The 13761-nt window shown below is 57.4% G+C and carries 11 protein-coding genes; 6 read left to right on the forward strand and 5 right to left on the reverse strand.

The genetic code is table 11. The features are described 5' to 3' along the window. Positions 1-146: 146 nt before the first annotated feature. Positions 147-1118 (forward strand): acetyl esterase, encoded by a 972-nt coding sequence (aes, locus tag EHO01S_RS06265; RefSeq protein ID WP_024523153.1) that lies wholly within the window; start codon positions 147-149, stop codon positions 1116-1118. A 55-nt stretch (positions 1119-1173) separates the two neighbouring features. Here the strand turns inward: aes and EHO01S_RS06270 are convergent, their stop codons facing one another. From EHO01S_RS06270 to fixA, 5 genes are all read right to left on the reverse strand, one after another. After that, positions 1174-2502 (reverse strand): MFS transporter, encoded by a 1329-nt coding sequence (locus EHO01S_RS06270; RefSeq protein ID WP_024523154.1) that lies wholly within the window; start codon positions 2500-2502, stop codon positions 1174-1176. Between the two features lie 111 nt (positions 2503-2613). After that, complete coding sequence (gene fixX, locus EHO01S_RS06275; RefSeq protein ID WP_024523155.1) at positions 2614-2901, reverse strand: ferredoxin-like protein FixX; 288 nt, start codon at positions 2899-2901, stop codon at positions 2614-2616. After that, entirely contained in the window at positions 2898-4190 is a 1293-nt protein-coding gene (gene fixC, locus EHO01S_RS06280; protein ID WP_024523156.1) for an FAD-dependent oxidoreductase FixC, read from the reverse strand. The genes fixX and fixC overlap by 4 nt, the downstream gene beginning before the upstream one ends. A 58-nt stretch (positions 4191-4248) precedes the next feature. Then, a complete protein-coding gene (locus EHO01S_RS06285) occupies positions 4249-5190 on the reverse strand; it encodes an FAD-binding protein (protein WP_024523157.1) in 942 nt (313 codons plus the stop codon). An 11-nt stretch (positions 5191-5201) separates the two neighbouring features. Further along, positions 5202-5975, reverse strand: a complete 774-nt coding sequence (gene fixA, locus EHO01S_RS06290) for a putative electron transfer flavoprotein FixA (RefSeq protein WP_024523158.1) — start codon at positions 5973-5975, stop codon at positions 5202-5204. Between the two features lie 666 nt (positions 5976-6641). Between fixA and caiT the strand changes: the two genes are divergently transcribed. From caiT to caiD, 5 genes are all read left to right on the forward strand, one after another. Then, positions 6642-8165 carry an L-carnitine/gamma-butyrobetaine antiporter gene (gene caiT, locus EHO01S_RS06295; protein ID WP_024523159.1) on the forward strand — a complete coding sequence of 508 codons (1524 nt, stop codon included), beginning with the start codon at positions 6642-6644 and terminating at the stop codon, positions 8163-8165. A 31-nt stretch (positions 8166-8196) separates the two neighbouring features. Continuing rightward, on the forward strand, positions 8197-9339 hold the full coding sequence (gene caiA / locus EHO01S_RS06300) for a crotonobetainyl-CoA dehydrogenase (RefSeq protein ID WP_024523160.1): 1143 nt from the start codon (positions 8197-8199) through the stop codon (positions 9337-9339). Positions 9340-9441: 102 nt separating this feature from the next. After that, positions 9442-10662, forward strand: coding sequence for an L-carnitine CoA-transferase (gene caiB, locus EHO01S_RS06305; RefSeq protein ID WP_024523161.1), 1221 nt, complete (start codon positions 9442-9444; stop codon positions 10660-10662). 68 nt (positions 10663-10730) lie between these two features. Beyond that, entirely contained in the window at positions 10731-12290 is a 1560-nt protein-coding gene (gene caiC, locus EHO01S_RS06310) for a crotonobetaine/carnitine-CoA ligase (protein ID WP_024523162.1), read from the forward strand. A gap of 101 nt (positions 12291-12391) precedes the next feature. After that, a complete protein-coding gene (caiD, locus tag EHO01S_RS06315) occupies positions 12392-13177 on the forward strand; it encodes a crotonobetainyl-CoA hydratase (RefSeq protein WP_024523163.1) in 786 nt (261 codons plus the stop codon). Positions 13178-13761 lie beyond the last annotated feature (584 nt).

Below are 13761 nucleotides of genomic sequence, written 5' to 3' on the forward strand. Positions count from 1 at the left end.
TCGGCTAGGGCGATAGCCTGCATACGTTATGCTCGGATTTTCATTCTATGCCACTATTTATTATGGAATTTTTATGCGTATGTCCTGGCTCACAGAACCTATTTTATTATGCCATAAAATAAGCACTATCTTATCCGGAGGGTATAATGAACGCTAACAATAAAGTGAATGTTCTCCAGCGGGTTTCCGCGGAGATGCAACGTGTTTTGCAGTTTCAGCAGGATAATGCAACGCAAGAATCAGTTTGCTCAGATTATTCCTCGATGCGCCAAGCCTATATTCAGGAAAGAAAATATTGGAATCAGGGCGGCGCCGAAATGGCGCGCTGCGAATCAGTCTCGGTGGCGACGCCTTATGGTCGCGTTGCGACGCGTATCTATTATCCGCAGCATCCGGCGCAAGCGGTGATCTTTTACCTGCATGGTGGCGGTTTTATTCTCGGTAATCTCGATACTCATGATCGGATTATGCGGTTGTTGGCGGAGTATAGCCATTGTGCCGTGGTTGGCATCGATTATACCCTCTCGCCAGAGGCGCGTTTTCCTCAGGCGATCGAGGAGAGCGTAGCGGTGTGCCGTTTCTTTCATCAACATGCTGCCGACTATGCTCTACCGATGGCGCGTATCGGCTTTGCCGGAGATTCGGCCGGCGCCATGCTGGCCATGGCGACGGTGCTGTGGTTACGCGATCAGGGAATCGAGTGCGGTGAGGTGCGCGGCGTGCTGCTCTATTACGGACTGTATGGTTTACAAGACTCCGCCACGCGTCGTCTGTATGGCGGCGTTTGGGATGGCCTGACACAGGCGGATCTGCTTAGCTACGAGCAGGCTTACTTACCCGATGAGGCGGCGCGGGAATCTCCCTATTACTGCTTATTTAACAATGACCTAACCCACGATATTCCACCTTGTTTTATCGCCGGGGCGCAGTTTGACCCGCTGTTGGATGACAGTGTGGCGTTGTTTCAGACTTTGCGTGAGCATCAACAACCCTGTAGTTATCACATGTACCCCGGCGTGTTGCATGCCTTCTTACACTATTCGCGCATGATGGAATCCGCCGATCAGGCGTTGCGTGATGGTGCCGACTATTTCTACCGTCAGTTGCAGATTGCCTGACGACCAACGGGTTGCCCTCTGGGCAACCCGTTAACCGCGCGCATGTAAAGGCGAGTTAGCGCCGACTGCGGCACAAACGCATCTGACTGGTTTGCTCTAGCGTTAGGCCGCGCGTCTCCGGCGCCATCAGCAGCGACACCACGAGGCCGAACAGCGAAATCCCCGCACCGACCAGCATGGTGGCGGAGATGCCGTGCTGCTGCATGAAGAGGGGAAGTGCGTAGGTTGAGATCACGGTACCGATGCGACTTAGTGACATGGCGGCGCCGACCGCCGAGGCGCGAATGGCAGTGGGAAACAGTTCGTTAGGATAGAGCCATTGCAGAATGCCGGGGCCGCCGGAGAAGAAGGCATACAGAGCGAAGGCGCTGACGATCAATACGATGCCTGGCTGATCGATCACGCCCAACATCAGTAGCGCCAGGGTCATAACGGCGAAGCTGCCGATCAGCAGCGGGCGGCGCCCGATACTGTTCAACCAGTACATGGCCGGTAGACACCCTAACATGAAGAACAGACTGATCACCACGTTGCCCAAGACCGCCTCGCGCCCTTGTTCGAGTCCCAGCAGCGTGACGATCTGCGGGCCGAAAGTGTAGATGGCGAACATCGGGATCACCTGACAGGTCCAGATGATGGCAACGAACAGGATCGAGGAGAGGTGACGCCGACTGAAGATGTCGCGATAACGTGTCTCTTGCTGCGTCTCGTCATCGAAGGAGACTGGCTGGCCGAACAGTTTAATCATCAGTGCCTGACATTCGGCATGACGCCCCTTACGGATCAACCAGCGTGGCGACTCCGGTAACTCGACCCGTCCCAGTAAGATGATGATGCAGGGGATGATGGCGCTACCCAGCATCCAACGCCAGCCATTTTCCACATCATACAGCAGGTAGCCGACCAGATCGGCGGCAGTGGCGCCGATGTACCACATGGCGGCGATAAAACCCATGGTGAAGGCGCGCTGCTTGGTAGAGGAGAATTCGGCGATCATCGAGGTGGCGATGGGGTAGTCGGCGCCGATGACGATGCCGATCAGGAAGCGCAGGATCACCAGTTCTAGAGGCGAGCTGACGAACATAGTGGCGGCGGAGATTACGCCGATGGCGATGATGTCGATCAGGAACATCAGGCGGCGACCGACGCGGTCGGCAACATAGCCGAACAGCGAGGTGCCGATGAACAGACCGACCAGGGTGGCGGCGCCCACTAAGCCTATCCAGTTGGCATCCAATTGCAGCAGCGGGGTCAACTGCTCTAAGGCGATGCCGATGATCACCAGTACGTAGCCATCGAGGAACGGGCCACCGCTCCCCCACAGCATGATTTTGCGGTGCACCGGCGTAAAACTGATGTCATCGAATCTTTTATGCTGTTCCATAATCCTGGTATCTGTCAAGGTGGCGATGTAATCCCCGCAGGGGCGGGGGGCCGGCAGGTGCATTATTATGATTATGAGACGGAGACGGGATTAGCCGTCTCCGTCGAGAGGTTAGCCGTAGCGGTATTCGACACCGAAAGTGCCGCGCGGGTAGTTCCATTGTTCCAGGACGTCATCGATGCCCAGGATGCGGCAGGTTCCGCACTCCAGACAACCGGCATAGTCAAACTGGACGCTACCATCGTCCTGTAGCTTATATAACCCCGCCGGACAGGCCAGCGTCAGGGTACGTAGGGCCGCCATATTGGGGTGTTCGCGGATAATGATATGCGGATGCCCCTCATCGACATGGAACTTATTGATGCCCAGTTTGACATCGACGTTCACGGGTTCGCTCATAGTGCTGTCACTCCTTTAATGCCGTCTTTGAGCAGATTCAGGTAGCCGACCTGTTTACAGTGCTGTAACAAGGTCTTACGCAGCGGCTGCGGCGGGCGGCCATCGACGGTAAACAGCGCGGACATAATATCGGCGGCCAATTGCGGGTACTGGGTGAACATGCGCGGGTTGTCCATCATCGCCGGTACCTTGCGGTAGTGGCGCAGCTCTTTCATGACCGGCAAGCTCTCCAGCAGATGCGGGTAGTCGGCCAGCCCGGCGGCGCTAAAGTCTTGTTTTTCGCGCGCGGCCAATACGGCCTGCGCCGCCGCTTCACCGGAGGCGATTGCCAGATCCATGCCGCGGATGGTAAAGCCGAGGTTGAGGCACATACCCGCCGCATCGCCCGCCAGCAGAACCCCATCGGCCACCAGTTTAGGCTGCATGTTGATGCCGGCCTCGGGAACCACATGAGCGGCGTACTCCACGGTCTTGCCGCCAGCGATCAGCGGGCGTACCGTCGGGTGCTGTTTAAAATCCTCCAACATCTGTGGGATCGATTTACCTGCCTGCTCGATGTGGTGCAGGCCGCAGACGATGCCCAGCGATAGTGAGTCGCCGTTGGTGTAGAGGAAGCCGCCCCCCATCAGACCGTCGGAGGGGGTGCCGGCGAATAGCCAGGCGGTGCCGTCGTTACCCTGGAGGGCGAAGCGGGCTTCTAGAAGCTCACGCGGTAGCTCAATCAGCTCTTTCACCCCCACGGCGACGTGCTTGGCTGCCACGCGCGGTTGTACCATGCCGATTTGTTCGGCCAGCAGAGCGTTGACCCCCTCGGCCAGGATCACTACGTTCGCTTCCAGCTCGTCGCCATCGGCCTCGACGCCGACGACGCGGCCATCGCGTTGGATCAGCCGATCGACTCGGATGCCGGGGATAAACTGGGCGCCGGCCGCTTCGGCCTGCTCCATCAGCCAGGTGTCGAATTTGCCGCGCAATACCGAATAGGAGGCGGCGGTGGCCTCACTCTCGCGGGCGTTGTGATAATCCAGGGTGACGGCGCTGTCGGCGGTGAGGAATGAGATCTTCTCGTGAGTAATGCGGCGTTCGATGGGGGCTTGGTCGGCGAAGCCCGGGATGATGCGTTCCAGGGAGTGGGCGTATAGACGACCGCCGGTGACGTTTTTCGCGCCGGCGTAGTTGCCGCGCTCGATCACCAGGACGTTGGCGCCGGCGCGCGCCAGCACCAGGGCGGCGACGCAGCCGGCCAGACCCGCGCCGACGATAATGGCGTCAAATGCATCTTCAGACATGGTGTCTCCAGTAGCAGGTAAAGCGACCGGCGCGCCATCATGGGCGCCGGTCATAGGACTAGCGTTTCAGGGCCTCGGTCAGCGCGGGGACGATCTTGGTCAGATCCCCGACGATGCCGTAGTCGGCATACTGGAAGATCGGGGCGTTCTTATCCTTGTTGATCGCCATGATGGTCTGGGCGCCATTGGCACCGACCATGTGCTGGATCTGGCCGGAGATACCCAGCGCCAGATACAGCTCCGGCTTGATCATGATGCCGGAGATACCGACATAGCGTTCGCGCTCCATCCACTTCTCGTTCTCGGCGACCGGGCGTGAACAACCCAGTTCGGCGCCGATGGCATCGCTGAAGGCTTGTGCCAGCGCGATATTCTGCTGGCTGCCAATGCCGCGTCCGACGCTGACCACCCAGCGGGCTTTACCCAGATCGACGCTTTCGCCTTGCTTGGCACGGCGGGAGACACAGGTGATGGTCGTAGCCGGTGCGACGAAAGCCAGGGGAGTCGCGTTACCGCTGCGGGCGGCATCTTCTGCGGCGGCGGCGAAGGCACCGCTGGCCAGGGTGATCACCGCATAGGGGGTATCGATGCGCTCTTTACCCAGCGCCAGGCCACCGTACACCATGTGGGTGGCGACAGGCTGACCGTCATCCAGGACGACTTCGCTGGCGTCGTTGACGACACCTGCGTGTAGACGGGCGCCGAGGCGGGCCGCCAACGCCTTGCCGCGTCGGGTCGCGGGCAGCAAGACCAGGGCGCGATCGCCGTGAGTACGAATGGCGTGCGCCAGGGTATCGGCATAGGATTCGACGATGCGCTCAGCGGGTAACGCACCGAGATCGTGGACGGCGTCGGCGCCGAGTCGGAAAGCCAGGGCGGCCTGTTCGTCACCCTGGACGACGGCTTGGATGTTATCGCCCAACGCGCGGGCACCGCCCATCACTTCAGCCAGGCGTGCTTGGTTGTCACTGAATACCCATACGGTTGCATATTTGCTCATGTTATTCCCCATTAACGCACGATCTTGCGCAGCTGTTCTGCAAACTCGGCGATCTGTTCTTCGCCGTCCCCTTCGATGATCACCCGCGCACGCGCCTTCTGCTGCGGCGCCTGGACGCTGAGCAGGGTGGTGTAGGATTGGACGTCGCCGGCATCGAGATCGGCGCAGGACCAGGTCTGTGCCGGTTTCTTGGCGGCGCCAAGGATGGCTTTCATCGACGGGATCTGCGGGGCGTTGATGTCGGTAGAGACGGCGATGACCGCCGGCAGCGGCAGGGTTAGGGTTTCGATCTCATCTTCCAGCGTACGCTCGACCTCGATACTATCGGCGTTGAGCGACAGAATACGGCTGACGCCGTTGATCGCCGGGACGGCGAGTGCGTCGCCTAATAGCAGACCGACCTGCTGGGCGTAGAGGTCGGCTGAGCCGTCACCGCACAGGATCAGATCGAAGCCGCTCTTACGTGCCGCGGCGGCCAGCAGGGTGGCGGTTTGATGCGGTAGGCTGTGTTCCAGGCCGTTTTCCGCCACGACGACCAGTTCGTCCGGGCCGCGTGATAGCACATCTTTACGTGCCTTGGCATTGTTCAGGGCGTCGCCGCCGACGCTCATGGCGACGATATGAATATCGCTATTCTGTTGTTTTAAGGCATTGGCCGCTTCAATCGCATTAAGATCGAACTGACTAATTTTGTTATCCGCCTTACTCAAGTTCAGGGTGCCATCACTGTTTACCGTGATATCCTGCTCTTCGGGGATGAGTTTATAACATGCGATAATTTTCATCACTTCTCCGCTAGGCAATATAAATTGGGGTACGACGCTACTGTCCAGAATCAGGCAGCAGACCGGGAAGAAAAATTAAATTATATTTTGGTAATAGACTTGTTAAATACCTTTAACCTGTTCTATAAATAAATCAGCGGCAAATAGAGTCGGTGTAATTTAATATTCCTTCATCGCGTATCCTGGTGCTGAAATCCTTCTGACGCCAATAGAAATACCATGATTCAAAATGCCAAAATAATACCTAGATCACCAATATTGAAGGTGTTACATCGCGTTTGCATTAGGTTTTTTTGCGGCAAATTCATTTTAACTATTTGTTTTTATTGTATTTATTTCTTTGGTTTGTACGGTGTGCAGCGAGGGTGACGTCAGGCGTGGCGGGCAACCAGAGAGATAATTTGATTAAGATCACAGATTATTGAACGGTCCAATTTCATTATAATCACACATTAATCATTCGCTCTCGCTTACCGCGCAGGATAAGCCGCGTTGAGAAATGTAATATTAGTAATTTGGTAATCAATTGCTTTTTTATCTCAAATAATAGAGAGACTCATGTCGCGCTACGCCGAGTTATATCTGCGCTAACGTGACTTATTCAGAACCTTTACACTTAACGTGGTCATGGCAGGCCAGGCCTTGCTATGAGGGGAAGAAACGCAAATGCAGACAGAAAATAGCAAACGGAAAACAGGGATAGAGCCGAAAGTCTTTTTCCCTTCACTGATTATTGTCGCGTTACTTTGTTATCTCACCATTCGTGATTTGGATGCGTCCAACGCGGTGATTAACTCGGTATTTAACTACATCACCTACACATGGGGTTGGGCGTTCGAATGGTACATGGTGGTAATGTTGGGGGGATGGTTTTGGCTGATCTTTGGGCCCTTCGCTCAGCGTCGCCTCGGGGATGAGGCACCGGAATTCAGCACCGTCAGCTGGATCTTCATGATGTTCGCCTCCTGTACATCGGCGGCGGTATTGTTCTGGGGCTCCATCGAGATCTATTACTACGTCGCCACGCCGCCCTTCGGCCTGACGCCGTTCTCCAACGCGGCCAAAGAGATGGGCTTGGCTTATAGCCTGTTCCACTGGGGACCGTTGCCCTGGGCAACCTACAGCTTCCTGGCGGTCGCCTTCGGTTACTTCCTGTTTGTCCGTAAGATCAGTGTGGTACGCCCCAGCGGCACCCTGGTCGCCCTAATGGGGGAGAAGCGTTGTAACGGCCTGTTCGGCATCGTGGTGGACAACCTGTACCTGGTGGCGCTGATCCTGGCGATGGGGACCAGTCTGGGTCTGGCGACACCGCTGGTAACCGAATGCATTCAATACCTGTTCGGCGTGCCGCATACGCTAGAGCTGGATGCGTTGATCATCTGCTGCTGGATCGTGTTTAACGCCGTGTGCGTCGCTTTCGGTCTCCAGAAGGGCGTCAAAGTCGCCAGTGATGTGCGTAACTACCTGAGCATCATCATTCTGGCCTGGGTACTGATCATCGGGGCCACCAGCTTCACCGTGAACTACTTCACCGACTCAGTCGGGGTGTTGCTGATGAACGTTGGCCGCATGCTGTTCTATACCGACGCGGTCGGCAAGACTGGCTTCCCGCAGGCCTGGACCGTGTTCTATTGGGCATGGTGGATCGTCTACGGCATTCAGATGTGTATCTTCTTGGCCCGTATCTCCAAGGGACGTACCGTCCGCCAGTTGTGCCTAGGGATGGTCGGCGGCCTGACCGCCTCCACCTGGTTGCTGTGGACTATCCTGGGCAGTAACACCCTGTCGCTGATGAACAACAGCGTGATCGATCTGCCGAAAACCATCGAGTCTCACGGGGTGGCCCGCGCCATCATCGAAACCTGGGCCGCGCTGCCGCTGAGTACGGCGACGATGTGGGCGTTCTTCATCCTGTGCTTCATCGCTACCGTGACCCTGATCAACGCCTGCTCCTACACCCTGGCCATGTCGACCTGTAAAGAGGCCAGTGGTTATCAAGAGCCGCCGATTTGGGTTCGTGTGGGCTGGTCTGTGCTGGTCGGCATCATCGGCATCATCCTGCTGGCTCTGGGCGGACTGAAGCCGATTCAGACGGCGATTATCGCCGGCGGCTGCCCACTATTCTTTGTCAACATATTGATAACAATATCTTTCCTGAAAGATGCCAAGTCCACGTACTGGAAATATTAAACCGTTAACTGCCAACCAAGAGGTCTGACACATGGATTTTACACTGACTGACGAACAGGAACTGTTCGTTGCCGGGATTCGCGATTTGATGGCACAGGAAAACTGGGAGGCCTATTTCGCCGAGTGCGATCGCAACAGCGAATATCCCGAACGCTTCGTCAAGGCTTTAGCGGACATGGGCATCGACTCACTGCTGTTGCCGGAAGATCAGGGCGGCCTGGACGCCGGCTTCGTTACCTTGGCTGCGGTCTGGATGGAACTGGGACGCCTGGGCGCACCGACCTATGTGCTGTATCAGTTACCGGGTGGCTTTAACACCGTTCTGCGCGAAGGCACCCCGGAGCAGATCGATCGCATCATGGCCTTCCGTGGTACCGGTAAGCAGATGTGGAACTCGGCGATCACCGAACCGGGCGCGGGCTCCGACGTCGGTAGCCTGCAAACCACCTACACCCGTAAAAACGGCAAGGTCTACCTTAACGGCAGCAAGTGCTTCATCACCAGCAGCGCCTACACCCCGTACCTGGTGGTGATGGCGCGTGACGGCGCGTCACCGGAGAAGGCCATCTACTCCGAGTGGTTTGTCGACATGAGCCTGCCGGGTATCAAGGTCAACAAGCTAGAGAAGCTGGGCCTGCGTATGGACAGCTGCTGCGAAGTGGTATTCGACAACGTCGAACTGGAGGAGAAGGATCTGTTTGGCCGCGAAGGCAATGGCTTTAACCGCGTGAAGGAGGAGTTTGACCATGAGCGCTTCCTGGTTGCTCTGACCAACTATGGTACCGCGATGTGCGCCTTCGAGGATGCGGCACGCTACGCAAACCAGCGTGTACAGTTCGGCGAAACCATTGGCCGTTTCCAACTGATCCAAGAGAAGTTCGCCCATATGGCCATCAAGTTGAACTCGATGAAAAACATGCTGCTGGAAGCGGCTTGGAAGAGCGACAACGGCCTGATGACCTCCGGCGATGCAGCGATGTGTAAGTACTTCTGCGCCAACGCCGCCTTCGAGGTGGTAGACACGGCGATGCAAGTGCTGGGTGGGGTAGGGATCGCCGGCGATCACCGCATCACCCGCTTCTGGCGCGACCTGCGCGTGGATCGTGTCTCTGGCGGTTCCGACGAGATGCAGATCCTGACCCTGGGGCGTGCGGTACTGAAGCAGTATCGCTAAACGTCAATGACGGCCGCCGCGGCGGCCGTCTGTGCGCCATGATGCCCGGAGCGGAGGCTCCGCCCTCGGGCCCGCTGATTTTTGCAAAAGAAGGATCACGCTATGTCTGACCGTCTGTCCATGCCCAAATTTGGCCCGCTTTCTGGCCTACGCGTCGTATTTTCCGGCATCGAGATCGCCGGTCCCTTTGCCGGGCAAATGTTTGCCGAGTGGGGGGCAGAAGTCATCTGGATCGAGAACGTCGCCTATGCGGACACCATCCGGGTGCAACCCAATTACCCGCAGCTGTCACGCCGCAACTTGCATGCGTTGTCGCTGAACATTTTCAAGGATGAGGGACGCGAAGCCTTCCTGCGCCTGATGGAGACCACCGATATCTTCATCGAAGCCAGTAAAGGGCCGGCCTTCGCCCGCCGCGGCATCACCGATGAGGTGCTGTGGGAGCGTAACAAGAAACTGGTGATCGCCCACTTGTCCGGCTTCGGCCAGTATGGCACGCCGGAGTACACCAACCTGGCCGCCTATAACACCATCGCCCAGGCGTTCAGCGGCTACCTGATCCAGAACGGCGATAAAGATCAGCCGATGCCCGCCTTCCCTTACACTGCCGACTACTTTTCCGGTATGACGGTGACCACTGCTGCTCTCGCCGCGCTGTACAAAGCACAGCAGACCGGCGTCGGCGAAAGCATCGACGTAGCGATGTATGAAGTGATGTTGCGCATGGGGCAGTATTTCATGATGGACTACTTCAATGGCGGTGAGATGTGCCCGCGTATGACCAAGGGGAAAGATCCCTACTACGCCGGCTGCGGTCTCTATCGCTGTAGCGACGGTTACATCGTGATGGAGCTGGTAGGTATCAACCAGATCCGCGAATTGTTCGGCGATATCGGCCTGGCTCATCTGTTGGATACCCCGGCGATCCCGGAAGGCACCCAACTGATCCATCGCATCGAATGCCCGCACGGCGAGCTGGTAGAAGAGAAGCTGGATGCTTGGCTGGCACAGCATACCATTGCCGAGGTGCAGGCGCGCTTCGCCGAACTGAAGATCGCCTGTGCCAAGGTGCTCAATGTGGATGAGTTGGAGAGCAACCCGCAGTATGTGGCGCGCGAGTCCATCACCACTTGGCAGGCTATCGATGGCCACACCTGTAAGGGGCCGAACGTGATGCCGAAGTTCAAGAACAACCCCGGTCAGATCTGGCGCGGTATGCCGAACCACGGCATGGATACCGCTGCGATTCTGAACAGCATCGGTTATGACCAGGCAGCGATCGATGCGTTGGTCGAGAAAGGGCTGGCGAAGACCGGCAAATAACACCAGCAGTGAAGCTCGTCGCTCGTTTCAGGCGGGCGACGACGGTATAGAAGCAAGGGCGGTAGCGTATGGACATGATAGGAGAACGCCATCTGCGTCAGGCGTGGGACGATCTGGCACAGATGCATGGGGAGAAGACCGCACTGATCGTCGAAGATCTGCGAGGCGAGGCGCGCAGTTATAGTTATGCGCGGCTGAACGAGGAGATCAATCGCACGGCTAACCTGTTTCTGACCCTGGGCGTCGAACCGGGCGAGCGGGTGGCGTTGCATCTAAACAACTGTGCCGAGTTTATCTTCTGTTGGTTCGGTCTGGCGAAGATCGGGGCGGTGGTCGTACCGATTAACGCCAATCTGCTACACGATGAGTGTGCCTTTATCATCGCCCAATGCGACGCCCGCTTGGTGGTAACCAGTCAGGCAGCCTATCCCGCCTATGCGTGTTTGCGTCAGGAGGTGGACTCTCCCTTGCAGGGGGTCCTGCTGATCGACGGCGACCGAGCGAGCTTGCCTGCCGACGGTTGCTGGGATTTCCCGACGCTGCTGGCGCAGCAACCGCCCCAACTGCTGCACGCCCCGGTGCTCAGCGCGCTGGATACCGCCGAGATCCTGTTTACCTCCGGTACCACCTCGGCACCGAAGGGCGTGGTGATCACTCACTATAATTTGCTGTTCGCCGGTTACTACACCGCCTGGCAATGCGCGTTGCGCGCCGATGACGTCTATCTGACGGCGATGCCCGCCTACCACATCGATTGCCAGTGTACCGTGGCGATGGCGGCCTTTAGCGCCGGAGCGACCCTGGTGCTGTTGGAAAAGTACAGCGCGCGTGCCTTTTGGGGCCAGGTGTGCAAGTACCGTGCGACGCTGACCGAGTGTATTCCGCTGATGATCAAGACCTTGATGATGCAGCCGGTGATGCCTTGGGAGCGTAACCACTGCCTGCGTGAGGTGCTGTTCTACCTCAACTTGTCCAGCGAGGAGAAAGACGCCTTTGTCCAGCGCTTTGGCGTACGTCTGTTGACCTCCTACGGCATGACGGAAACCATCGTCGGCCTCATCGGTGATCGGCCCGGCGACAAACGGCGCTGGCCGTCCATCGGTCGAGTCGGAATGGGCTACGAGGCAGCGATCCGCGGTCCTGAGGGGCAGGCGTTGAGCGTTGGTGAGACTGGCGAGCTGTGGGTACGCGGTATTCCCGGCAAGACACTGTTTAAGGAGTATTACGGCTTGCCGCAGGAGACGGCGCGGGTATTACGCGCCGACGGCTGGCTACGTACTGGCGACTATGCCTATTGCGACGACGAGGGCTTTTTCTACTTTGTCGATCGTAGCTGCAACATGATCAAACGCTGCGGAGAGAACATCTCCTGTGTAGAGATCGAGAATATCCTGGCTAGCCACCCCAAGATCATGGATGTGGCGGTGGTCGGGCTGAAAGACTCGCTGCGCGATGAGGCGATCAAGGCGGTGGTCGTGCTCAACCCTGGTGAGACGTTAAGCGAGGCGGAATTTTTCGCTTTCTGCGAGATGCGGATGGCCAAGTTTAAAGTGCCTTCCTTCCTGGAGATCCGCGACAGCCTACCGCGCAGCTGTTCGGGCAAGGTGATTAAGAAAAGTTTATGTTAGGCCGCATCGGAGTCGCGTGTCGTGGGAGGCGATCTCCGGCCTCGACTCCAGGGCAGAAAGCCGGTGCGATAACCCTGTTAAAATCGGAATGGAGTATGAGGATGAGCGAGTCATTACAGCTAGAACGCAACGGCGCAATTCTGGAAATTACGCTAAACCGCCCCAAAGCCAATGCCATTGATGCCAAGACCAGCCTGGCGATGGGTGAGGCGTTTATCGCTTTTCGTGACGATCCGACGCTACGGGTCGCCATCATCACCGGCGCTGGTGAGCGCTTCTTCTCTGCCGGTTGGGATCTGAAAGCTGCGGCTGAGGGCGAGGCCCCCGACGCGGATTTCGGTCCGGGCGGTTTCGCCGGCCTGACGGAGTTGTTCGATCTGGATAAGCCAGTGATCGCGGCGGTGAACGGCTACGCCTTCGGCGGCGGTTTCGAGCTGGCATTAGCGGCTGACATGATCGTGTGCGCCGAGAACGCCTGTTTCGCCCTGCCGGAAGCGAAGCTGGGTATCGTACCGGACAGTGGCGGCATGTTGCGTCTGCCGAAGTGCCTTCCCCCGGCGATCGCCTGCGAGATGATGATGAGTGGACGGCGTATGGAGGCAGAAGAAGCGTTGCGCTGGGGTATCGTCAATCGGGTGGTGCCGAACGCTAACCTGATGGCGACGGCGCGAGAGCTGGCGCAGCAGGTGGCTGAGAGCGCGCCGTTGGCGCTGGCGGCTCTGAAGGAGATCTTCCGCGCCACCGCCGAGTTGTCGGTGGAAGAGGGCTACCGTCTGACCCGTAGCGGCGTGCTGAAGCACTACCCGGCGGTATTGCACTCCGAGGACGCGCTGGAGGGGCCGCAGGCCTTCGCCGAAAAACGCGCACCGGTCTGGAAGGGGCGTTAATCTCGGCCACATCCCGCCGCCCGGCGCGGCGGGATAGCCCCGCGTGGCGGGGCGTCGCATATCGGCACCCAACAGGGGGGGAATATGCCGCCAGGCGGCGAGTGAGACATTCGGAACATCACCGCCGCTATGCCTTAATTAAAAAATATTTAACGATTAATTTTTACGATCCAAGTATCGTCCCATTCTTATTTCGCCTTATCCACGCGTCACGCTGGAAATATCTCTCGCCAGCGATTCCCCACGGCGTTGTCATCCGTCGGAAATGCGGGAGGCGCTACGCTAACGATGAAACTTGTATACGCCCCTTGATGTTGATGCTATCCATTTGATCTTCTTACTTCTAGTCGGCTAGGGCGGGGCACAGTCGATCGGGGTGTTATTTTCTGGTTTCTGGTTTGTTTAATTGTTTTGAGTATCTGTTGTATTTATTCGCTCGCCGCTGATCATTGCTCGACTATTTATTTTGCGAATGTGATTAACGCCAAATTTTATAATTTTATCGGTAGGAAAAATCATTGATGTCAGAAATAAATAAAGCATATGGCATTATATTCGCTAGCAGGATCTCGTGCGTGGATTGC

Source organism: Edwardsiella hoshinae NBRC 105699 = ATCC 33379, from assembly GCF_000474215.1.
GTDB classification, from domain to species: Bacteria; Pseudomonadota; Gammaproteobacteria; order Enterobacterales; family Enterobacteriaceae; genus Edwardsiella; species Edwardsiella hoshinae.

Bases quoted from the DNA above. Each gene is read 5' to 3' on its own strand.
- EHO01S_RS06285 (WP_024523157.1), bottom strand. From the start codon at position 5,190: ATGAGCAAATATGCAACCGTATGGGTATTCAGTGACAACCAAGCACGC.
- caiT (WP_024523159.1), top strand. From the start codon at position 6,642: ATGCAGACAGAAAATAGCAAACGGAAAACAGGGATAGAGCCGAAAGTC.
- EHO01S_RS06270 (WP_024523154.1), bottom strand. From the start codon at position 2,502: ATGGAACAGCATAAAAGATTCGATGACATCAGTTTTACGCCGGTGCAC.
- caiB (WP_024523161.1), top strand. From the start codon at position 9,442: ATGTCTGACCGTCTGTCCATGCCCAAATTTGGCCCGCTTTCTGGCCTA.
- fixC (WP_024523156.1), bottom strand. From the start codon at position 4,190: ATGTCTGAAGATGCATTTGACGCCATTATCGTCGGCGCGGGTCTGGCC.
- fixX (WP_024523155.1), bottom strand. From the start codon at position 2,901: ATGAGCGAACCCGTGAACGTCGATGTCAAACTGGGCATCAATAAGTTC.
- caiC (WP_024523162.1), top strand. From the start codon at position 10,731: ATGGACATGATAGGAGAACGCCATCTGCGTCAGGCGTGGGACGATCTG.
- fixA (WP_024523158.1), bottom strand. From the start codon at position 5,975: ATGAAAATTATCGCATGTTATAAACTCATCCCCGAAGAGCAGGATATC.
- caiD (WP_024523163.1), top strand. From the start codon at position 12,392: ATGAGCGAGTCATTACAGCTAGAACGCAACGGCGCAATTCTGGAAATT.
- aes (WP_024523153.1), top strand. From the start codon at position 147: ATGAACGCTAACAATAAAGTGAATGTTCTCCAGCGGGTTTCCGCGGAG.
- caiA (WP_024523160.1), top strand. From the start codon at position 8,197: ATGGATTTTACACTGACTGACGAACAGGAACTGTTCGTTGCCGGGATT.